The sequence below is a fragment of the Dyadobacter diqingensis genome (genome assembly GCF_024220585.1).
GTDB classification, from domain to species: Bacteria; Bacteroidota; Bacteroidia; order Cytophagales; family Spirosomataceae; genus Dyadobacter; species Dyadobacter diqingensis.
The window spans coordinates 12920-34270 of record NZ_JAMXKF010000008.1; the positions used below are offsets into that span (position 1 = coordinate 12920).

20 protein-coding genes are annotated in these 21351 nt (G+C 43.7%); 13 read left to right on the plus strand and 7 right to left on the minus strand.

Going from position 1 to position 21351, the window contains the following annotated elements:
• Window positions 1–173 precede the first annotated feature (173 nt).
• Together M1L62_RS20005 and M1L62_RS20010 are read left to right on the plus strand one after the other, a co-directional pair.
• Entirely contained in the window at window positions 174–2489 is a 2316-nt protein-coding gene (locus M1L62_RS20005) for an ATP-dependent helicase (protein WP_254561398.1), read from the plus strand.
• Window positions 2490–2621: 132 nt separating this feature from the next.
• On the plus strand, window positions 2622–4118 hold the full coding sequence (locus tag M1L62_RS20010) for a DUF4301 family protein (RefSeq protein WP_254561399.1): 1497 nt from the start codon (window positions 2622–2624) through the stop codon (window positions 4116–4118).
• A 106-nt stretch (window positions 4119–4224) separates the two neighbouring features.
• Here the strand turns inward: M1L62_RS20010 and M1L62_RS20015 are convergent, their stop codons facing one another.
• Together M1L62_RS20015 and fcl are read right to left on the minus strand one after the other, a co-directional pair.
• Window positions 4225–4698, minus strand: coding sequence for an Lrp/AsnC family transcriptional regulator (locus M1L62_RS20015; RefSeq protein WP_090340796.1), 474 nt, complete (start codon window positions 4696–4698; stop codon window positions 4225–4227).
• Between the two features lie 185 nt (window positions 4699–4883).
• Complete coding sequence (gene fcl / locus M1L62_RS20020; protein WP_256527744.1) at window positions 4884–5825, minus strand: GDP-L-fucose synthase; 942 nt, start codon at window positions 5823–5825, stop codon at window positions 4884–4886.
• Window positions 5826–5921: 96 nt separating this feature from the next.
• Between fcl and M1L62_RS20025 the strand changes: the two genes are divergently transcribed.
• Together M1L62_RS20025 and M1L62_RS20030 are read left to right on the plus strand one after the other, a co-directional pair.
• Window positions 5922–6944, plus strand: coding sequence for a toxin-antitoxin system YwqK family antitoxin (locus M1L62_RS20025; RefSeq protein WP_254561400.1), 1023 nt, complete (start codon window positions 5922–5924; stop codon window positions 6942–6944).
• Between the two features lie 159 nt (window positions 6945–7103).
• Window positions 7104–8714 carry a hypothetical protein gene (locus M1L62_RS20030; protein WP_254561401.1) on the plus strand — a complete coding sequence of 537 codons (1611 nt, stop codon included), beginning with the start codon at window positions 7104–7106 and terminating at the stop codon, window positions 8712–8714.
• Window positions 8715–8721: 7 nt separating this feature from the next.
• Here the strand turns inward: M1L62_RS20030 and M1L62_RS20035 are convergent, their stop codons facing one another.
• The gene (locus tag M1L62_RS20035; RefSeq protein WP_254561402.1) at window positions 8722–9996 is read right to left on the minus strand and encodes a D-alanyl-D-alanine carboxypeptidase/D-alanyl-D-alanine-endopeptidase; all 1275 of its coding nucleotides are present in this window, start codon (window positions 9994–9996) and stop codon (window positions 8722–8724) included.
• Window positions 9997–10144: 148 nt separating this feature from the next.
• Between M1L62_RS20035 and M1L62_RS20040 the strand changes: the two genes are divergently transcribed.
• From M1L62_RS20040 to M1L62_RS20060, 5 genes are all read left to right on the plus strand, one after another.
• Window positions 10145–12070: a RecQ family ATP-dependent DNA helicase gene (locus M1L62_RS20040; RefSeq protein ID WP_254561403.1), complete on the plus strand. Its 1926-nt coding sequence runs from the start codon at window positions 10145–10147 to the stop codon at window positions 12068–12070.
• Window positions 12067–13488, plus strand: a complete 1422-nt coding sequence (locus tag M1L62_RS20045; protein WP_254561404.1) for a DUF5723 family protein — start codon at window positions 12067–12069, stop codon at window positions 13486–13488. The genes M1L62_RS20040 and M1L62_RS20045 overlap by 4 nt, the downstream gene beginning before the upstream one ends.
• A gap of 136 nt (window positions 13489–13624) precedes the next feature.
• Entirely contained in the window at window positions 13625–13903 is a 279-nt protein-coding gene (locus tag M1L62_RS20050; protein ID WP_254561405.1) for a type II toxin-antitoxin system RelE/ParE family toxin, read from the plus strand.
• A gap of 14 nt (window positions 13904–13917) precedes the next feature.
• A complete protein-coding gene (locus tag M1L62_RS20055) occupies window positions 13918–14241 on the plus strand; it encodes a HigA family addiction module antitoxin (protein WP_254561406.1) in 324 nt (107 codons plus the stop codon).
• Window positions 14242–14315: 74 nt separating this feature from the next.
• The gene (locus M1L62_RS20060; RefSeq protein WP_254561407.1) at window positions 14316–14960 is read left to right on the plus strand and encodes a hypothetical protein; all 645 of its coding nucleotides are present in this window, start codon (window positions 14316–14318) and stop codon (window positions 14958–14960) included.
• A gap of 309 nt (window positions 14961–15269) precedes the next feature.
• On the opposite strand, the gene M1L62_RS20065 is transcribed toward M1L62_RS20060, so the two are convergent.
• Complete coding sequence (locus M1L62_RS20065; RefSeq protein ID WP_254561408.1) at window positions 15270–15635, minus strand: hypothetical protein; 366 nt, start codon at window positions 15633–15635, stop codon at window positions 15270–15272.
• Window positions 15636–15813: 178 nt separating this feature from the next.
• Between M1L62_RS20065 and M1L62_RS20070 the strand changes: the two genes are divergently transcribed.
• The 4 genes from M1L62_RS20070 (at window position 15814) to M1L62_RS20085 (ending at window position 19254) form a co-directional block, all read left to right on the plus strand.
• Window positions 15814–16173 carry a hypothetical protein gene (locus M1L62_RS20070; protein WP_254561409.1) on the plus strand — a complete coding sequence of 120 codons (360 nt, stop codon included), beginning with the start codon at window positions 15814–15816 and terminating at the stop codon, window positions 16171–16173.
• Between the two features lie 225 nt (window positions 16174–16398).
• Window positions 16399–17514, plus strand: coding sequence for a helix-turn-helix domain-containing protein (locus tag M1L62_RS20075; protein ID WP_254561410.1), 1116 nt, complete (start codon window positions 16399–16401; stop codon window positions 17512–17514).
• 91 nt (window positions 17515–17605) lie between these two features.
• Window positions 17606–18592 (plus strand): alpha/beta hydrolase, encoded by a 987-nt coding sequence (locus tag M1L62_RS20080; RefSeq protein ID WP_254561411.1) that lies wholly within the window; start codon window positions 17606–17608, stop codon window positions 18590–18592.
• Window positions 18589–19254: a hypothetical protein gene (locus M1L62_RS20085; RefSeq protein WP_254561412.1), complete on the plus strand. Its 666-nt coding sequence runs from the start codon at window positions 18589–18591 to the stop codon at window positions 19252–19254. Before M1L62_RS20080 ends, M1L62_RS20085 begins: the two co-directional genes overlap by 4 nt.
• Before the next feature lie 142 nt (window positions 19255–19396).
• On the opposite strand, the gene M1L62_RS20090 is transcribed toward M1L62_RS20085, so the two are convergent.
• The 3 genes from M1L62_RS20090 to panB are packed head-to-tail and all read right to left on the minus strand — an operon-like array spanning window position 19397 to window position 21314.
• Window positions 19397–19705: a DUF6787 family protein gene (locus tag M1L62_RS20090; RefSeq protein ID WP_254561413.1), complete on the minus strand. Its 309-nt coding sequence runs from the start codon at window positions 19703–19705 to the stop codon at window positions 19397–19399.
• A 6-nt stretch (window positions 19706–19711) separates the two neighbouring features.
• Window positions 19712–20443, minus strand: coding sequence for an RluA family pseudouridine synthase (locus M1L62_RS20095; protein ID WP_254561414.1), 732 nt, complete (start codon window positions 20441–20443; stop codon window positions 19712–19714).
• 52 nt (window positions 20444–20495) lie between these two features.
• Entirely contained in the window at window positions 20496–21314 is an 819-nt protein-coding gene (panB, locus tag M1L62_RS20100; RefSeq protein WP_254561415.1) for a 3-methyl-2-oxobutanoate hydroxymethyltransferase, read from the minus strand.
• Window positions 21315–21351 lie beyond the last annotated feature (37 nt).

Sequence of the window (21351 nt, forward strand, 5' to 3'; positions counted from 1 at the left end):
ATCAAATCTCCGTTATGTTTCTGTTTTATCAAAACCAATAAGCAGAAGCGGACGTTCTATTTGTCGTGATGTTTTAATTTTCCCGTTAAATCATGGTAAACTCTCGATCATATATGTAATAGAAAAGAGTGCTTTTGCGGGTTTTTCCTAACTTTGGGTTTTGCGTGATAAGAATGAAGACTACAGATACGAATAATATACATAAGGAAGGGGATCGTTTGAGCAAGACTGATTATCTGAATACGCTAAATGAGCCGCAGCGTCAGGCTGTGGTGTATGGCAATGGTCCGTTGATGATCATTGCGGGTGCAGGTTCAGGCAAAACGCGGGTGCTTACTTACAGAATTGCCCATCTGATCGAAAACGGTGTAGATCCGTTCCGGATTTTGTCCCTGACTTTTACCAATAAGGCCTCTGGTGAAATGCGGAAACGTATCGAAGCGGCTGTGGGAACGGAAGCGAGAAATATCTGGATGGGTACTTTTCACTCGGTTTTTGCAAAAATTCTGAGGATTGAGGCCAGATATCTCGGTTATACCAGCGATTTTTCAATCTACGATACAGACGATTCCAAGTCGTTATTAAGGAGTATCATCAAGGAATATAATCTGGACGATAAGGTTTATAAAGCCAATGTGGTTTATAACCGGATTTCCGGAGCGAAGAACAGGCTTGTTTCTGCGGACGATTATATGAACAACAGCATCATTCAGGCAGATGATGAGGCAGCCAAAATGAAAGAGATAGGCAGGATCTATAAAACCTATACAACGCGCTGTTTTCAGGCAAATGCGATGGATTTTGATGACCTGCTGTTCAACACCAATGTGCTTTTCCGCGATTTTCCCGATGTGTTGTATAAGTATCAGCATAAGTTCCAGCATGTGATGGTGGATGAGTTTCAGGATACCAACGTTTCGCAGTACTTGATTACGAGAAAGTTATCTGCTGTTAACCGGAATATTGTGGTTGTAGGTGATGATGCGCAGAGTATTTATGCTTTCCGCGGGGCAAACATTGAGAATATCCTGAATTTCGAAAAAGATTTTCCGGATGTTCAGGTGATCAAACTGGAACAGAATTACCGCTCAACGAGCACAATCGTTAATGCGGCCAATTCGGTCATTGCCAGAAATAAATCCCAGCTCAAAAAAGATACCTTCACGGTTAATGAAGAAGGTTCGATGATCGATGTCATCAAGGCAGGATCTGATAATGAGGAAGGACGCCTGGTCGCGACTGCCATTTTTGAAGAGAAAATGCAGAAATCGCTGAAAAATGAAAACTTCGCCATTCTGTACCGTACCAACGCACAATCCCGCTCCTTTGAAGAAGCACTTCGCAAGCTTGGGATCAAGTACAGGATTATAGGCGGGCAGTCTTTTTACCAGCGTAAAGAGATCAAGGACCTTTTGGGATATCTCCGTTTTACGGTGAACCAAAGGGATGAGGAAGCTTTCAAAAGAATTATCAATCTTCCAAAACGTGGGATTGGCGATACCACCGTTGCCCGCATTACGGTAACGGCCGCTGAAAATAACGTACCGATTTGGGAGGTCGTCAGCAATATCGGGAATTATGCCACAGGCCGGACGATCACGCCGATTGAGCAGTTTGGCACTCTGATCAAAAGTTTCATGCTAATGCTTGATGCCGGGAAAGATGCTTTTGAAGTGTCGTCACACATTGCCAAAGTATCGGGTATACTGCGTGAATTGTATGAAGATAAGACGGTCGAAGGGCTTTCGCGTTACGAAAACGTTCAGGAATTGCTGAATGCCATCAAGGAATTTGTGGATGACGAGGAGAATGAAGATAAAACTTTAAGTGCGTTTCTTCAATCCGTTTCGCTTTTAACCAATGCAGACGAACCGGATGAAAACGAGGATAACGACCGGGTAACGATGATGACAATTCACTCGGCCAAAGGTCTTGAATTCAGAAATGTCTTTATCGTAGGATTGGAAGAAGATCTTTTCCCAAGCCAGATGATGCTGGAAAGCCGTCAGGATCTGGAAGAAGAGCGTCGCCTTTTTTATGTGGCCATAACCCGTGCGGAACAAAAACTGTCATTCTCTTATGCAGAAAGCCGTTATCAGTGGGGCCGTTTGAAAATGTGCGAGCCAAGCCGTTTTTTACTGGAAGTGGATCAGAAATATTTAAATGTTTCGCAGTCGTTTCAGAGAGAAATGGGGCGTGATAGCTCGCCTTCACCGATGTCTTTCGTGAAAAATCTGGTTCCCAGAAGATCTGCTGAGCCAAGGCCGGTCACGACGGCCACCGCCGCACATACACCGTCTTCTGATTTCGTCCCAAGTGACACCCGTGGGCTTGTCGAAGGTGATAAAGTAGAACATTCCAAGTTCGGTTTTGGCACAGTCGTTAAAATGGATGTAAACGGGACGGACCGCAAAGCGACAGTAAAATTTGATACAGTTGGTGACAAAACTTTACTGCTCAGCTTCGCCAAATTAAGAATAGTGAAATAAATCGTATTGCATAGTTATAGTACGATTATACAGGACTTTACCTAATATAAACCACGCACCGCCACAAGACTCATTAACTTTTAATACTCTCATGGCGATGTTCTAATTTTTGATTTATTAACCAATTAAATTATGTTCATCGAGAAAGACCTTCAACAGATTCAGGGCCGCGGAAGCGATGCCACAGTAGTAGAGGAACAAGTAAATTATTTTGTCAATGGGTTTCCGTTTCTTCATCTTTCAAAAGCGGCGACGGTTGGAGACGGCATTATCCGCCTGACCGATGCACAGATTGAGGAGGTAATTCGCGAATTTGACAAAAGCGCAACAGAAGGAGAAGTCGCTTTATTGAAGTTTGTGCCCGCTTCCGGTGCTGCAACCCGTATGTTCAAGTCGTTGTTCAGCTTTTTACAGGAAGACAAGAAGGATAAATCTGTGGACGAGTTTTTTACAACGCTGACCGAATTTGCTTTTTACGATGACCTGAAAACCTCTCTGGCAGCCGACGGACATGATATTACAACGGCTGACGAGAAAACCATTGTTTCTTATTTCCTGACAAACAAAGGGCTGGGTTATGGTGAATTGCCAAAAGGCTTGTTGAAATTCCATAATTACGAGAGCCGCTCACGTACTCCCTTAGAAGAACACCTGGTAGAAGGCGCGAATTATGCCAATGCAGGCGGAAGTGTACAGATTCACTTTACCGTTTCACCTGAGCACCGCGACAAGTTTGAGAAGCTGGTTGTGGAAGTGCTTCCTACCTATCAGAGCGAGTTTGGTGTGAAATACATGGTTTCGTTTTCAGAACAAAAAAGCTCTACGGATACCATCGCGGTGAATATGGACAACTCGCCTTTCCGTGAAAAAGACGGAGGTTTGTTATTCCGTCCGGCCGGACATGGTGCTTTGCTGGAAAACCTGAGCCAGCTCGATGCGGATATCATTTTCATCAAAAATATCGATAATGTTGTTCCGGATCGTATCAAGGAAACAACTGTAACTTATAAAAAAGCTTTGGCGGGTATCGTTCTGGACTTCCAGAAAAGAATATTTGGTTATCTGGACAAACTGAGCAATAATTCTGATGCTTCTTTTTTGGCAGAACTGGATGCATTTTTCCGGAATGAGTTATGCGTTGTGCCTCCCGCGACTTACGAAAGCTGGTCTGATGAACAGAAAAAAGCTTATTTCGTTGGAAAACTGGATCGTCCGTTGCGTGCCTGTGGTATGGTAAAAAATCAGGGAGAACCTGGTGGCGGACCTTTCTGGGCTGAGAATGCAGACGGATCATCGTCGCTTCAAATTGTAGAATCTGCACAGGTTGACGTGGATAACGAGCAGCAAAACGGTATTTTCAAGAATTCTACCCACTTCAATCCGGTAGATCTGGTTTGCGCCATTAAAAACAAAAACGGAGAATTATACGATCTGAAGAAATTCCGTGATCCTTTGACAGGCTTCATTACCTATAAGTCGAAAGACGGAAAAGAGCTGAAAGCGCAGGAATTGCCAGGCTTGTGGAATGGCTCCATGGCAAACTGGAACACGCTTTTCGTGGAGGTGCCGTTGATTACCTTTAACCCGGTAAAAACGGTGAACGACCTTTTACGTGAACAACACCAGTAGTAAATATTCAGACAGCCTGATAAATAAAAACGTCGAATCCTTTAATGGGTTCGACGTTTCTTTTTTCGGAATAATTCCTAAATGTCATGCTGTCAGGGGCAAAATTTCAAGGAATTGGTAAAACCTTACTTTCTTTGAAAGTCGACAAAATCACCATTGTCTGTGTGCTCGCCACTTCTTCAATTTCATTTATTTTTTCCAGCATCAGCTTCTGATAAGTACTGATATCCTTGGAAATAACTCTTAACAAGAAATCGCCGGTACCGGTGATGTGGTGACATTCGATTACTTCTGGTATTGCATGTATTTTTTCAACAAATGATTCAGTTACAGCTTTTCTGTGACCTACCAGAGAGATCTGTACAAAAGTGCTTACACCTAATCCAACTCTTTCAGGTTCAAGCTGCGCGTGATAGCTCTTAATGATACCTGATTGCTCAAGTTTCTTTACACGTTCCAGTGTAGGTGCTGGTGAAAGCCCTATTTCCTTTGAAAGCTGTGCGTTCGTTATCTTGGCATTCGTTTGTAAGATCTCCAGTACTTTACGGTCTATCTGGTCTAATTTAATGATAGCAGACATTTCTTATAACATGGTTTATAGTATAGCCCATTTTTTAGGACGCTGCAAAACTAATTAGTTTCCCGAAGATAATTGTAATTTTATACTGAAATTTTGTCAAAAAAAAGAATTTTAATAGGTAAAACAGCTTTTTAGTGCTGAATTGTTGGGTAATACTTTTAGATAACCCATTAATATCAATTTCTTTAAACGGAATAAGCCTCTATTTTCTGTAAAAAATCCTGATATGTTATACGTATTCCCTCGGTCAGATCTGTCTTATGTTTCCAGCCCAGGTCGTGCAGTTTGCTTACGTCCATCAGCTTTCTTGGCGTGCCGTCCGGCTTGTCCGTATTCCAGTGAATTTCGCCTTCGTAGCCTACCGTTTCCTGAATAAGTTCAGCCAGTTCTTTGATCGAAACATCACTGCCAACGCCTATGTTCAGGAATCCGGGCTCGCTGTAATTCTGCATCAGGAAATAACAGGCATCAGCCAGATCATCTGCGTGAAGGAATTCGCGCAAGGGAGATCCTGTTCCCCATAGTTCAACAGCCGGCTTGTTTTCTTCTTTGGCCTCATGAAATTTACGGATCATCGCTGGCAATACGTGTGACTTGTTGAGGTCATAATTGTCGTTCGGGCCGTAAAGGTTTGTAGGCATTACCGAAATAAAATCACAGCCATATTGGCTACGATAGGCCTCACACATCTTGATTCCCGCAATTTTAGCGATCGCATACGGTTCGTTGGTTGGTTCCAGCGTGCCGGTAAGCAGCGAATCTTCGTGCAGCGGTTGTGGTGCCAACTTTGGATAAATGCAGGACGAACCAAGGAAAAGCAGTTTTTTCACCTCAACGCGATAGGCACTGTCAATGATATTGTTCTGGATTTGCAGGTTATCGAACAAAAACTCGGCGCGATAAATGTTGTTGGCCATGATACCACCCACTTTTGCAGCAGCAAGGAAAACGTATTCAGGACGCTCCGTTTCAAAGAAATCCCGTACGGCAGCCTGATCGCGCAAATCAAGTTCTGAGGATGTCCGGAAAACAAAATTATTGAAACCTTCTGCAACGAGTTTGCGGTGAATTGCCGAGCCTACCATACCGCGATGCCCCGCGATATAAATTTTAGCGCTTTTTTCCAATGTGTTATGTAAATTTGTAGGTTGAAAAATCAATATCTTTAAGAACCAATTCGTTACAAAAGTAACAATCTTACCCTGAAGAAAAATTCAATACACATGCAAAGAGTTATTCTGGTCTGGTGTTTCTTATCCGTTTTCCTTGTGAAGGTAACGTTAGCGCAGACTGAAACAAAGGAATCTTCACCGCCGTCGTGGTTGCCCAAGGCTGCCAAAACGGATTCTGCCAATGCTAAAAAAAGAGGCTCTAACGATTTGAAATCATTCGTTTCGGGACTTGATCCTGCTGCCAGTACCACGTTACCCGGCGGCAATAGCAAATCTACTTCGCTTACCTCTCTTTTCGGCGAAACGATTCCGGACCTGGGGCTTAAAGTGAAAGAGTACAAAAGCCAGAAGGCAGACCGGAAGTTAAAAAAGGAGAAAGCACGGCTGGCCAAGGTGATGTATAAAGGCGTACCGATGGTGGGAATGGATATCAGATACGGAAGCGGAGAGCGGACTACACTGGAAACTTTTCATGTACTGAAAGAGGCGAAACCGCTTAATAATTATGCCCGGGCTACGGAAACGCGCTGGTATGATAGCAAAACGAAGAAATTGAGCTCGGCACTTATTAAGGAAAAAGAGAAATCATTGCTGCTTCACGGATCCTACAAAAAGTATGTGGGAGACAATCTGATGGAGGAGGGCTTTTACTATATGGGCGTGAAAGACGGGCGCTGGGTGAAATATGATACCAAGTTTAACCTGGTCGATAAGGCAGTTTGGGACAAAGGTTTCCCGGCAGAGTCGCGGATCAGTTATTATGATTCGGCACATACCAAAGTAAAGGAAGTAGTACCGGTTGCATTTGGTGAAACCTCGGGAGAATATCTTGAATTCTACAACGAAGGCCAGCTGATGACCAGCGGGAAATACGACCACGGCAAAAAAATCGGTCGCTGGGTTGAGTACTATCAGTATCGTCGCCAGCGAAAAAAAGAGATCCAGTATCCGAAAACAAGTTGGGATGAAGAATTCGATCCTTTTGTACTTCGTGAATGGGACGACAAAGGCAAATTGCTTTACGATTATACCAAAGATCCCCGCGCTTCGGTGGAAGAAGAAACTGAAAATTAACAACCCGGATGGATGGAAATTGCCATCCATCTGTTTTATTCGTGTGTTGGATTAACACGAGCCACTTCACTTATGTTTAAAGCTTTCCTAGATTTTGCCAGGACTAAAACCTGGTTGGCAGTAATCTTTTGTATCATTCCGGTTATAATATATTTTTTGGTGTTTAAAGTTATCGCTTTGAATATCAACTATGTAGCATTTGATGACATTCTGATCCTGGGTGTTATTCCCGGGTTTGAGGACGCTGGCTGGCCTGAACGCTGGAAACGGCTTACGGAGCTTTTCCCGGAACACCGGCTTGTTTTTTCCCGCTCGATTATCCTTTTGCTTCAATCAACCTTTGGGACGATCAATATGATATGGCCGATGATCGTGGCCAATATTTGCTGGGCTGGCTGTGCGTTGGTTTTTTACAGGGCTTTTCGGAGGCTGCACCTTTCGATTTGGTATTTTGTGCCGGTGATGTGGCTGTGGTTTAATATTCAGTCTTTTGAAAATATATTCTGGGGCGTGAGTTCGCTCTGCAATTTTGGTGTGTTACTTTTTGTCCTGAGTTCGCTTTATTTTGCGGCCTACCGTCCCAAACAATATTATCTCGCGCTGCTGTTCGCCGTTATCGCCACTTTCACTTACGGAAACGGTCTGATGGTATTTCCGGTTATCGGTCTGATTGCCTGGCTGATGGGCCGTAAAAAGGATTTTGTGATAACGGTGCTGGTAACTGCGGTCATCGCCGTCATTTATTTCATTGACTTTACCCCTATTACCCAAAATCTTGATTTTTCGAACCCAAAACAGGTGAAGGAAGGTTTCCTTGGCTACTTTGGTTTTATTGGTTCTATCGCAACAATTTCGGCCTACGACGGCATGCACGGCGTATTAATGTCGGCGGTAGTTACAGGGTTTATATTTGTAGCCGGCCTGTTATACATATTCAGAAGACAGCTGCTTCCCCTGTGGAATGCTGCCTGGGGCAGGAAGGCTTATACCCACCCGGGATCATTGTTCGCGATTGGTATTGCCGCTTTTGTCGCCATCACAACGCTGGCGATTGTTTACAAACGTATTCCTACCGATACTTTTGAAGGCATGTTCAAAGGGCGGTACCGTATGTATTCCGTACTTTGGTGTATTGCTATGTATTTTGGGCTTTTGTCACTTACTTCCAGAGCTTTGCTCCGTTTTTCGGTCGTTGCGATTGTGCCTTTTTCGATCTTTTTGAACCTGATTATCCTGCACAGCAATTTTGCTTTGGCTGTCAATAACCGCCGTTCCGCGATTGTTCAGGAATTCAACGCCCGTTATAATGCAGACTGGCTGGGCGTGAAAATGTTCTCCATGGATCAGGCGCATTTTGAAAAAATACGGGCTTACTATAAATCTGATGACCCTCTTGCGGAGGGTTGGAATCCCCGCAGTAAAACAGACTCCATAGCCTGTGCGAAGCTTTACGAGCCTGATACAGTGAAAAAAGACGGCAGTTATATCGTCGTAAATTTCGAGCAGGATTTCTTTAAAACGGAAAAGGATTATTCGGATGGTGCATATGTCATCCTGAAATCTGCCGATCATACGTATGCATCTGCGCAAACCCAGTACCCGGTTCCGGTGCGGACAACGCTGCGCAGACTTATGTATTTCAACAAAGGTGCTTATGTGAATTTCCACGCGGCCACCGTCGAACCAGGATTATACAGAGTTTATCTTCTGGTCAGGAAAAATGGGCAGAATACCATTTACTGTACCAGCAAAACCTGGAAGGAGGATTAAGAGCGGGTTAAAATTTACGGTGAATATCGGTTAGAATCCGTTCAACTTCTTTGCGGACTTCCGCACTTGGCCGGGTGAAATTGTTGTTCATAAAACTGAAAACAAGTGTTTTCCCTTTTTTGGTAACAAGATAGCCGCTGAGGTTAAAATTGTTGCTGAAACTACCGGTTTTGGCAAAGATAAAGGGAGCCTCTCCCTTGAACATATTTTTCAAAGTTCCGGTACTTCCGCCACTTGGCAGAATCTTGAAAAGACGTTCCTGAGGTACTTTTGCATAAATTTTTTGGAGCAAGGCGGTGATCGACCTTGGTGTAAAAAGATTGTAACGGCTCAGTCCCGAACCATCTTTCCAAACCAGATTATCCGGCATATCGCTCAGGTAGTTCTTTTTTACGTGGTCGATCGCCTTATCGGTATTCAGGGGCAAACCTTTTGCGGACGCGTATAACAACATCAGCTGATCAGCCAGCATATTGTCGCTCACCTGCATCATGCGCATGTAAAGCGAGTCAGAAGGAATACTTTTGACCGTTTGCAGTTCAATGCTAAGCGGGATATGGATCAGTTTTACTTCTTTTTTCAATGCATCACTTAAAAGCTGAACGGTCAGCTGATCGGTCATATGCACGGGAATGTCCTTCGTTTTTCCTGCGGCAAGCGGTTTTGGAGAATAGTGAAACAGGTTCTGAAATTCCTCTCTTTTTATCCCAACGACTGTCGTATCAGGTTGCAGGGACTTTTCCCAGATCTTTGGTTTAACCCTGAACTGGCGCTCGGTTAAGCCTGTAAATCGTGCGATGTTGCCATAAACGGGCATCGGGGATATTTCGGGTTGGTAGTCGTCGTTATAGTCGCTCCACGCCCAGCCCGGACCATACCTTTCGTCCTGAAAATTTGCCGGAGAGAAAAAGATCTGTTCTTTTCTGCTTTTCAAAAAATCAATCACGGCACTGTGCGGCAGATCGGGGTGAAATAAGGAAGGATCACCCGTTCCGCGGATAATCAAAAGCTCTCCCCATTCCAGATATTCAAGTCCGGGCAATGAGTCGCCCAAGGCGCATAAACCCGCGTAGAAGCTGAATAACTTGGTATTGGAAGCCGGATTAAAATATTTGTCGGATTGATAAGAAGCTAATGCCTTACTGCCCGTTAGATTATTAATGGAAACACCGGTGTGCTGCTGGCTTAAAACCGGGGAATTTTTTATTTCGCGTTTTAAATAATGAGAAACCGAGCAACCAGATAACGAAAATAATGCAATCAGAACAAGAAGCGTGCGCATAGAAATCGGTTAAAAATAGACTGTAAAGTTAATATTTTCGGCTAAAAAACGAAGAAAGCGTTGTCTTAGTTTAAATGACTTCTGATTTTTCGCGAAGAATTCCGTCTTCGAATTTACTAATTTGCGATTCTTTTGAAAAACGTATACCATGAGTAACCTTCAAGCTGTCCTGAAACAATACTGGGGATATGACCAGTTTCGGCCTGTGCAGGAAGAAGCTATCCGTTCGGTGTTGGAGGGGAATGACACACTATTATTATTGCCAACCGGAGGAGGTAAATCCATTTGCTTTCAGGTTCCGGTATTGACGATGGAGGGCGTTTGCATTGTGGTAACGCCGCTTATTGCACTCATGAAAGATCAGGTGGAGCAGCTGAAAAGGCGGGATATCCCGGCGGCGGCTATTCATTCGGGTATGAACCGGCATGAAATTGATATCACGCTGGACAACTGCATTCACGGGCAGACAAAGTTTCTTTATGTCTCTCCGGAACGTCTTCGAACCGATATCATGATTGCCCGGACCAAGCAGATGGAAGTTTGTTTGCTGGCAGTGGATGAGGCGCATTGCATTTCGGCCTGGGGTTATGATTTCCGGCCTTCTTACCTGCTGATCGCCGATTTTCGTTTGCTGATCCCAAAAGTGCCGGTGATGGCGCTCACGGCCACAGCCACCGAGCAGGTTCAGATTGACATTGTCGAGAAATTGGAAATGAAACCTGCGAAGGTTTTCAGGCAGTCTTTTGCGCGAGCCAATTTATCCTATTCTACTTTTTTGGAAGAAAATAAGGAAAGAAAACTTCTTCAGATCCTAAAAAATGTGCCGGGAACAGCCATTGTGTATGTCAGGACCCGGAAACGTACCAAGGAACTTGCCGACTGGCTGACTAAACAAGGTGTGAAAACGGCCGGATATAATGCGGGATTACCCTTTAAGGAACGGTCTGACCGGCAGACTGCCTGGCTGAAAAATCAGGTCAGGGTGGTGGTGGCGACCAACGCCTTTGGCATGGGTATTGACAAGCCGGACGTACGGGCGGTTATCCATTTTGACCTTCCCGATAACCTGGAAGCCTATTACCAGGAAGCCGGACGGGCTGGCCGGGATGAAAAGAAGGCATTTGCCGTAGCGCTTTTTAATAAAATCGACCTGGAAGAACTGTCCGAAAACGTGGAAAGAAAATATCCGCCGATGGAAGTGCTGCGTAAAGTGTATCAGTCGCTGGCAAATTATTATAAGGTTCCGGTTGGTGGCGGGGAGTTTATGAGTTTTAATTTTGACATACAGCACTTTACGGGCATATTTGGGCTGATTGTGAATGAAACACACTATGCACTGAAACTGCTGGAAGAGGAAGGTTTTATCCAGCTTAGCGAAAATTTTAACGATCCTGCCCGAATACATTTTCAGGTGGATAACCGGCAATTATATGATTTTCAGATACGGTATCCTGAGTTTGATTCGTTTATCAAATTAATGTTGAGGCTTTACGGCGGAGAGCTTTTTACCGAATATGTAAGGATTTCCGAAACTGAACTGGGGCAGATTTATTTTGCGCCAGAGGCTGAGATTATCAAAAAGCTGGCGTTTCTGAAAGAACGCGGCATTGCAGATTATGAGCCTCGCAGGGATAAACCGCAGCTTTCTTTTCTGACACCAAGGTTTGATGCGGCACAATTGCCATTGAATGTTTTTGAAATAGAACGAAGACGTGAGCGGGACAGGCAGAAAGCGCGTGCGGTTATCCAGTATGCATCCAATAAAAACCGTTGCAGGACACTCCTGCTGCTCGAATATTTCAATGAAATGGATGGAACGGAATGCGGAGTCTGCGATGTATGCCTAAAAAAAAAGAAAAACGAAGCGAACGGTGCTATAAACGAAGAGCTGGGCAATGCCATGCTGCATTATTTAAAGGACCATGGGTCTGTTACACCCCGGGAGTTAAATCTGGTATTTGAAAATGCGCCGGAAAACCTCTTTTTACAGACATTGAAATACTTAATTGAAGAAGAAATCATCCAATATGACAATGTTGGAAAACTTAATTTAAACAGCAGGTATCATTCTTGAAAAAGCGACTTTACAATCTTACAATACTGATCAGTTTTTTTGCAAGTACCGCCTATGCCCAGCAGATTCCGGGGCTGGTTGCCAGTAACTATGGCGGACTTTACAGAGCCACGGAAAACCCTTCGGTTATCGCTGGTTCACGTTATAAATGGCAGGTAAATCTAGGGACGATCGGGAGCAGTATCAACCATCGTTATTTTGTGTTTTTAGGTAAAAACTCGCTGTTTTACCCGCTTTTGGCACCGCATTCCAAAGACGAACTGTATGGACGTTCCCGTACGATGGGGTCGCTTACAGATAAAAATCCGATTTATCTGGCCAGTGAAATCCGCTGGCCGTCCGCGATGTTTTCGATCGGAAAATATCAGGGCGTGGCTTTCCAGCTGAGGACGCGAGGGTTTGTGCAGGGAAATAATGTGCCGGAAGAAATAAGAAATCTGTATTTCAAACGACTGGACACGGGTCTGGCGGAAGTGGCTCGTCAGGAATGGGGGGATTTTAATCTTGTTCAGCAGAGTTTTTCGGAACTGAGCGCCTCTTATGGCGTGCAGCTGTTGGACCTCGAAGCGCATAAGTTACGTGTGGGAACCACGGTTAAAAGAGTTTTTGGAGCAAGGATAGGTTATGTGAAAGGCTCGGTAAAGGATTTTCAGGTACGGCAGGTGGCTGGCACTTCCGATGAAAACGAACTTGTATTAAATAACTTTTCTTACGAAAGCGGATATAGCCAGGCCAATCAGAAATTGAATCTGGGTGATATTTTCAGCTCGGATAAATATGCTGCAGGTTGGGGATATGATCTGGGTGTAACGTACGAACTGGGTGATTACTGGCATAATAAGGAAGAGGCTTTTGACCAGAGCCCCACATATCTGCTGCGTTTAGCGGCATCGTTAACGGATATCGGGTCTATAAAATATCGTACAAAAAACAGCCGCGTTGTAACGGGTAGCCAGGAACAGGCTGTTATCGGACAGAAGGAACTGGAAATTATCGGAAATGAAGGTGCGGACGGATTGATGAATTTATATCCGGCAACGGCAGACACGACATTGAACCGGAATGTAAAACTCCCACAGGCTTTCCATCTTGAAGCAGATGTTCAGCTGGTAAAAGGCTTTTTTGTAACGCTGGCGCAGACAAAACGATACAGGCCGAGAACCAATAATCCGTTAGATCTGACTCAGCCCAATGTCTTCACCATTACGCCGAGATTTGAAGACGAAGATTCGGATTTTGCCTTCCCGATCTCGTTTATTCAGGGAAATAAAAAGGTTGCCCTGGGCGCGATGGCGCATTTTGGGCCGTTTTTTATTGGTTTAAGCAATATCAACGGACTGGTAAAAAAAGGCGGTGCCCGGGGAAGTATGGCTTACCTGGGTTTTTCTGTTTGGAAGTTGAAGGGGTGGAAGAAGTAGGCTTAGTAAGGTAAAGTCACTGGATAGAAAAGAACTTGTCGTGCTTTTTGCACTTTCTTTTAATTCAACCCTGCTTTGTGATAAAATAGCGAAAATAACAATTGACACGCGGCACGTTTCATGTTACATTCGTGTTATGATTGTAAGTTTCAGACACAAAGGTTTACAGCTTTACGCGACTAAAGGCGACCGTTCAAAGCTACAACAAAGCCATGTTGCAAGAATCAGGCTAATTGTTAGCCGTCTTAATAGAGCAACAGAACCAGAGATGATGAACCAAGCAGGATATTATTTTCATGCTCTGAAAGGCGATTTAAAGAGTTTTTATTCGGTCAGAGTGTCGGGAAATTGGCGCATTATCTTTCGTTTCGAAGGAGAAAATGCAGCAGACGTTGACTACATAGATTATCATTAAACAGGAGGAATAACATGATTTTATTTGATCCCGCCCACCCGGGCGAACTTATCCGGGAAACGCTTGACGGAATTTATGAGGAAACAGGCAAAAGATTTACAGTTGAGCAGGTTGCCACAATATTGGGGACAACCCGTAAAACCCTGTCGGCTATTATCAACGGGAAATCTGCCGTGTCCCCAGAAATGGCAATTCGTTTAGGTGCAGCGTTCCCCAACACGACGGCGGAATTTTGGTTAGGGTTACAGGAAGATTATAACCTAGCGCAAGCTAGAAAGCGTGTGGATGTATCTAACATTCATGCAATATGGCAGCCAAAGGCGTTGCAGCCAGCTTAAAATTTGAATAGCCCACTTAAAGCCCCGGAGACGGGGCTTTAACTACCTATCAGAAACACCACGTTATAAACTATATGAGGAAACTTTTATCAGCATTAAAAACAACAATAGTCAAAATTTGGAAAGATCAGGTTGGTGCTGGAATTATTGTATTTGCTATTTCTGCACTTTTGACAGGGCTATGGAATAAGATAGACGAAAAAAGTTTTACTGTATTTAAAAATCATATAATCACATTTTTTAAGCAAGAAATACCGATTTGGGGAACACTCTTATTTGGATTAGTGGCATGGATATCAGTATTATTATATCGTCGAAGAAAGAATAAAAATGCCTTAAAGAAAGACCCTATTTGGAACGAACAAATAGGTAATTTTACTGTGAAAGAGCTATATCTTGTTTTATCAAAACAAAACTTGCCATTTAAAACTAATGGTATGATGTGGTCTCACGAAGAGCCACCAACTGACAATTTAATAATTCTGCTTAGTAGATATGAAATTTTTCTGAATGCCGGTGTTAATAATTTGGATAATATTGAAGATGGCGGCTATATATACGGAATTTTAGCCCCAAAACTTTTGAGTTATGGATTAGTAGATCGTAGCACTGAAAAGGACAAATATGATATTGAAAAAATAACTTATCAAATGTCCGATTTGGGTAGAAAATTTATTTCTTGCTTAGAAAGGTTGGATATGAAGCACGAAAATAGATAGATTATATATAAACAATAAGATTGTGACCGAGAAAGCGCAACGATTCTTGTTTATCGTACAAACAATGTTCCTTGCAAATGCTATAAATAAGCGCCCTGACGACACAGAAGGAATAGACCGCGCCCAATTTCCGCATCTAGGGCATTCATAGCAATGGACGACGCAGTGTATGCAAGCAATCGTATTCCAGAAGATATGACGGCAGCAGAAGCCGCTAATGAATTCGCTTCCTTTAATTTTTTAGAGGAGGAAGGCGCGAAACACCAAGATTGGTTTGCATGGTATTAATAGATTAAGTTGCCTAGTGCGTTATTCTTTATCATCTTTTTCTCCATCATCGATAGTGAGCCAGTCGTCAATTTTGAATTGATTGTAATGATCTCTCACTACAATGGCGTGGAAGCGCTTAAACAAATTGAAGTATTCGTCTTTATCTACTCTTGTTTCAAAGTCAATTTCAACAATATGGGGCTTTTCTTGTGTTGATTTTTCCTTGTCAACGCAAATAATTTTGGCATCGAAAGAGCCGTACGAACTATAAAAGCTTGATCCAACGGGATCATATCTATCAGTATCTACGCCCCTACCCTTTAAAAAATCTTTCAAGTCTTGATGGTCACTAATATCAGCTGCATTAGTACCCTGAAAATCATTATATTGAACATCAGCTTTCATATATTGGAGGGATTTGTTTATAGACGGCAAGGTAAATAATATAATTTTAGCTGAATATAGTTCTCTTTCAATTATTTTTTGTTACTATATAAAATAAACGTCCCGTATATCCATTAACAAGTCGTTCTTTTTGGTAAGCATCGGTTAAATTAAAAGATTGTGCGTTAATATCCACTAAGTGGTTAAAGGCTATTTAGGTGGCAACTTATACACGTTTCTGCCAGCGGAAAATCTTGAAGTAAAAGGGCGGATAGATGCAGAAAGGAATTACAGGGGTTATAAAGGAGCTGCTACGGGAACCTTGATAGCAAGTTTGGTATCGCCGCTTATCGGGCTTATCCCAGCGATTGCTACTTCTGTATCAACGCCTAAAATTGACAATTTGGGTTATCCGAGCGAGGAATTGTTTAAGAAACCCGACTACAATCGCAGTTATACTAAAAAGGCGAAAAAGATAAAATCTGGCAAGGTCTGGAAAAACTGGGGAATTGGATTTGGCGCAAATTTGCTCCTCGTTTTACTCCTCTCCGCCCGATAGTAAGGCAGTCCGTTATCTATGCAAAAAAGCCCGACTTAGTCAAATCAGACAAGTTCGGGCTTTTTGTATTCCTAAAAAACGAATGGTTCAACTTTTCTATCCAGTGAACGGCGACCACTGCCGCACTTTCTTTTCGTATACCCTAAGGGTAAATGAATTTTCGGTTGTCGAGTATATGCTGCCAGACAGGTAGTTAGTTTCGACACATCAACCGGATTTTAAACTATGCTTTACCAGATTGGACTCACGATTGTCTGTTTCCTTTTCGTCGTTCTCATACTTAAAAAAGATAAAAAACACCCTGATTATATCTTGCAAACCTGGCTGGGTGTAATTGCTATGCACCTTGGACTTCACTATATGCAATATTCAGGGTTGAGCTATAAGTATCCGCATACGCTCGGCTTGACACTCTCGCTGCCCTTGCTGCATGGTGTCCTACCTTACTTTTATTCTATCAGCTTGATTCGGGTGGAGACGCTGACTATTCGCAAAACCATATTTCACCTGATTCCTTTCCTGCTTCTTACAGCACTTGCAGTACCATTTTTTATACTGCCGCCTGACCAGAAGATAACGGTTTTTCAGAGAAATGGGGAAGGTTTTGAATGGTATTTACTCATACAATTGCCCGTTATTATCACCTCGGGGATGGTCTATGCTGTTGCTACGATGATCGAAATCCGGAGGGGAAGTAGAACCGGAGAAACCGGAATGAGCGAAATATTCGGACTGATGAAATATGTGACATTCGGTCTGGTGGCTATTTGGCTACTGTCGGCCGCATTTGACGATTCTGTCATTTTTGCCGGCGTTGTCATCTTTGTCCTTTTCCTTGGACTATTCGGAATCAGCCGGGTGCCGGGATTATATACCAGTCCTGCTCTTACCGGGCTCGTTGCTGATCATACATTCATCAGTAGGGCGAATTTCGCGGTGGAAAGGTATGCAAGGACAGGCCTGAAACAGCAGGATGCGACGGGGATTATGCAGCGGATGGAAGAATTCATGAAAACGAAAAAACCTTACACAAACTTTGACCTGACCTTGAATGATCTGGCTGCATATCTAAACACCTCTCCAAATTATCTTTCCCAGGTGATCAATTCGGTGAGCGGAAAAACATTTTATCATTATATCAACCATTACCGGATTACGGAATTTCTTGTACTGGCGGCACGACAGGAGAACAAAAAATATACTTTTATTGCGCTCGCGTATGACTGCGGTTTTAATTCGAAAACGACCTTTAATAAATACTTCAAGCTCCATACCGGCCAGACACCTTCGGAATACTTTGGTAAACAGTCCGTTGAAACCGCCGAACCTGCGTTCGCATGAAGGCGTACGCATCCGATAGGTTCGCCCCTGTACGTGCGAACGCCTGAATGATGTTCAGCCCTGTTATTTGCATGAACATCATTCAAAAGCTATGTACAAATTCTTTTTTCTCGTCCTTTCCGGACTCTTGTTTACGTCTTGCGAGCTGCAAGATTTTGCCAAGCCTGGTTTGCTGGTCCCACTCACGGTTGATCAGGATGCCAACCTACCATCACTGGCTATCAATGGGACGCTCCTTCATGTAGAAAGTTATGGCAATCCGACAGACCCCTTACTCATCGTGATTCACGGCGGTCCAGGGGGCGACTACCGCTCCATGTTGAATGCCAAAATATTTGCCGAGCAGGGCTTTCGGGTAGTTTTTTACGATCAGCGCGGGTCTGGTCTTTCTAAAAGGGAAGATAAAAGTCAATATCAGGGAGAGGGAACCACCAGGCTATTTCTGGATGATCTGGACGCTTTGATCAGGCATTTTAGGCTCAATAATACCCAAAAGGTTTTTCTGATGGGACATTCCTGGGGAGCGATGCTTGCAGCGGGTTACATTAATCAACATCCCGGAATGGTCAGTGGGGCCATTCTGGCGGAGCCCGGCGGACTAACCTGGCCGCAGACGAAGGAATATTTGAGCAGGTCAAACAAGATTCGTTTTTTTTCCGAAGCCCTGAATAACTCAGTTTTTCCGGAACAGATCATCGCTGGCCGTTCGGAGCACGAAGTACTTGATTATAAGGCTTCTTTTTTCTCAAATTATGAAAATGCACCTGGAAATGTGATTGGAAACCCGGGAGAGTATCCTTCCTGGCGCAGCGGTGCTGTGGCGTTCAAATACACGATCGAGCATGCCGACAAGTATAGCTTCGATTTTACCTGGAATCTTTCAAGTTTCCAGCCCGAAGTGCTCTTTATGTACAGTGAGAACAACAAGGCCTATGGCCCGGCATGGGCTGAAACAGTATCGGCACCTTTTACCAGTGTAAAGCTTCAAATGGTAGCAAACTGCGGTCATGAAATGGTGCATTTTGGATGGAAGGATATGTATCCCAAAGTATCAGCTTATTTAAATCAAAAGAAATGAAAACTACACTTATAATACTCACGCTAATGATTTTGCAGACTGTCGCCAGCGCGCAGGACGTCAACTGGCAGAAATTGAGAAAAGGCGGTAAACATCTCGCAACTGTCACTGCCGGTGCAGATTACAGCTCCTATTACGGGGTTTCCTATGGATATGTGATCCAAAATAAGACAAGGCCTATTGTTATAGGAACAGAGTTGCTGATGCCGTTCGGCGGAGATTTTGCCGATGATTGGAAATGGCGGACGAGCATTCAGGGAGAACTTTTGAAGAGCAAACATTTTTCACTGGCGATCAAACCGGCAGTTATTCTCCGCAGATATGAGTCCCCGTTGGCCCGGATGTATAACACCGCGGCAGAAGTTACATTGATGCTGGGCTACTTGCGTCCGAAATTTGGAATAACTGCCATTGGAAGTTACGACCGGTCATTGGCCACTCAAATCAAACACGGGACGCTCAGGGAAGACTACCCGGATATTCAGGATGGGTGGTATGGGACATCAGGCGGGAACTTCAAATTTGGGGCGCGGATGAATTTCTCCGGTCGATCCTGGAATACGTTTTTGAGCCTCGGCAAACATTTCGGGCAGGATTTTCGGGATAACCCCACATACCCGTTTTTTGCTGAGGTGTCGGTTCAAAAGGTTTTTGGGCGATAGGAGTCAAGAGCTTAAAAAGGCAAACAAGACAGAATCTGGTAGGAATTGGAAAATGACGTCAGCCGTAATCCAATATAAAAAAATCCCGAGCCGGTCAAATCAGACCAGTTCGGGATTTTTGTATCCGTAAGAATTATATGACTTAACCTTTTCTTCCAAACAACCTGCCAATACTCCGGAACATCCTTTTTTCAAATTCCAGAAAGAAGGCAAATTTCCCCCATATCCAGCCCCATGCCAGGAGTACTACCTGATAAAGCGGCAGGATAATGACAATATTAACCGTCCAGAGAAGCCAGGATGGAGAGGTTTCTTTGGTGAGTCCAACCAGATCGAAAAGGGCACGCTTGATGTATAAAATCGAAAATCCCGTGCAGGCAAAAACCAATAAAATGATTAATACATCCCATCCGTTTTTTACATTCCAGCGTTGCTTTAACTTTTCAATCATAAACGGTTATTCGTATAAAAAGCCCAGGTGTTCTGCTTTGATCGGTTCATTATCCAGCGGCAGGAATTCTTCCCAGAATGGGTCGTTCGGTACGCCGGCCTTGCAAATAATAGGTTCTTTTTTTACCGGATGTTCAAAGAAAAGCCGACGTGCGTGCAGGTTAATGCTCGCATCCGGGTTTGCTTTCGGATATCCGTATTTTACGTCACCACGAATCGGGCAGCCCATGGAGGCCAGCTGGACGCGGATCTGATGCGGACGACCGGTTACCGGCGTTATTTCAAGTAAATTAAATTTATTGACATCGCCCAAAAGTCTGTAACTAAGTTCCGCACGTTGTGATCCCGGTACTTCGTAGTCATAAGCCGTAGTAACATTTCTTGATTCATCCTTGATAAGCCAGTGCACCAGCTTGCCTTTCTTTTCAGGCGGCCGGTTTTTTACAACGGCCCAATAGGTTTTCTGAACGTCACGTTTACGGAATATTTCATTCATCCGTTCCAGTGCTTTTGATGTCTTGGCAAATACTACTAACCCGCTTACCGGGCGGTCCAGACGATGCACCGTACCTAAAAATACGGCTCCCGGCTTGTTGTATTCCACTTTGATATAGTCTTTCAACATATCAAGCAGCGGTTTGTCACGGGTTACGTCACCCTGTACCAAAATACCGGGCTCTTTATTGACAATCAGCAAATGATTGTCCTCGTATATAATTTGAAATGGACGTTTTGCCATAATGCTCTTTTTTTAATGTTTTCTTTTTCACGGGAAAAAGAAAAGGAGGTGATCAATAAGACTCTTTCTCGTTCGGGAAAGATTTGCCTTTAACATCTTTAATATAATTCGTAATGGCCTCGTTCATGATGTCATTCAAATTGGCATACTGACGAAGGAAACGTGGCTTAAAGCCTTTATTTATCCCCAATACATCATGCAAAACCAGAATCTGACCATCGGCATGAGGCCCTGCTCCTATCCCGACCGTAGGAATGGATATGCTTTCAGAAACCTGTTTGGTCAGTGCGGAAGGAATTTTTTCCAAAACCACAGAAAAACATCCGATTTCATCCAGCATCTTGGCATCTTCCAAAAGCTTTTTTGCTTCAACTTCTTCTTTGGCACGTACGGTATAAGTACCAAACTTATAAATCGACTGCGGCGTAAGTCCCAAATGACCCATAACAGGGACACCGGCACTTAATATCCGCATCACGGATTCCTTAATTTCAAGTCCGCCTTCCAGTTTTACGGCGTGTGCACCCGATTCCTTCATGATACGAATGGCAGAACGAAGCGCTTCACCGGAGTTTCCCTGGTAAGATCCAAAGGGAAGATCTACGACCACAAGTGCACGTTTTACAGCTCGCACAACCGATGAGGCATGATAAATCATCTGGTCAATCGTTATCGGGAGCGTGGTTTCGTGTCCGGCCATCACGTTTGATGCCGAATCGCCAACGAGGATAAGCTCAACCCCGGCGGCGTCAACGATTCCAGCCATCGAATAATCGTAAGCTGTTAAACAGGATATTTTTTCTCCCCGCGTCTTCATTTCCTGAATGATGTGGGTCGTTACGCGTTTTATATCAGAACTATGTACAGACATTATTTTAATTGTTAATGGTTAAGGATTAATGGCCGAT

Bases quoted from the DNA above. Each gene is read 5' to 3' on its own strand.
- M1L62_RS20090 (WP_254561413.1), bottom strand. From the start codon at position 19,705: ATGATTGAAAAGTTAAAGCAACGCTGGAATGTAAAAAACGGATGGGAT.
- M1L62_RS20095 (WP_254561414.1), bottom strand. From the start codon at position 20,443: ATGGCAAAACGTCCATTTCAAATTATATACGAGGACAATCATTTGCTG.
- M1L62_RS20025 (WP_254561400.1), top strand. From the start codon at position 5,922: ATGCAAAGAGTTATTCTGGTCTGGTGTTTCTTATCCGTTTTCCTTGTG.
- M1L62_RS20055 (WP_254561406.1), top strand. From the start codon at position 13,918: ATGATTTTATTTGATCCCGCCCACCCGGGCGAACTTATCCGGGAAACG.
- M1L62_RS20005 (WP_254561398.1), top strand. From the start codon at position 174: ATGAAGACTACAGATACGAATAATATACATAAGGAAGGGGATCGTTTG.
- M1L62_RS20015 (WP_090340796.1), bottom strand. From the start codon at position 4,698: ATGTCTGCTATCATTAAATTAGACCAGATAGACCGTAAAGTACTGGAG.
- M1L62_RS20010 (WP_254561399.1), top strand. From the start codon at position 2,622: ATGTTCATCGAGAAAGACCTTCAACAGATTCAGGGCCGCGGAAGCGAT.
- panB (WP_254561415.1), bottom strand. From the start codon at position 21,314: ATGTCTGTACATAGTTCTGATATAAAACGCGTAACGACCCACATCATT.
- M1L62_RS20035 (WP_254561402.1), bottom strand. From the start codon at position 9,996: ATGCGCACGCTTCTTGTTCTGATTGCATTATTTTCGTTATCTGGTTGC.
- M1L62_RS20060 (WP_254561407.1), top strand. From the start codon at position 14,316: ATGAGGAAACTTTTATCAGCATTAAAAACAACAATAGTCAAAATTTGG.
- M1L62_RS20040 (WP_254561403.1), top strand. From the start codon at position 10,145: ATGAGTAACCTTCAAGCTGTCCTGAAACAATACTGGGGATATGACCAG.
- M1L62_RS20080 (WP_254561411.1), top strand. From the start codon at position 17,606: ATGTACAAATTCTTTTTTCTCGTCCTTTCCGGACTCTTGTTTACGTCT.
- M1L62_RS20075 (WP_254561410.1), top strand. From the start codon at position 16,399: ATGCTTTACCAGATTGGACTCACGATTGTCTGTTTCCTTTTCGTCGTT.
- M1L62_RS20085 (WP_254561412.1), top strand. From the start codon at position 18,589: ATGAAAACTACACTTATAATACTCACGCTAATGATTTTGCAGACTGTC.
- M1L62_RS20050 (WP_254561405.1), top strand. From the start codon at position 13,625: ATGATTGTAAGTTTCAGACACAAAGGTTTACAGCTTTACGCGACTAAA.
- M1L62_RS20065 (WP_254561408.1), bottom strand. From the start codon at position 15,635: ATGAAAGCTGATGTTCAATATAATGATTTTCAGGGTACTAATGCAGCT.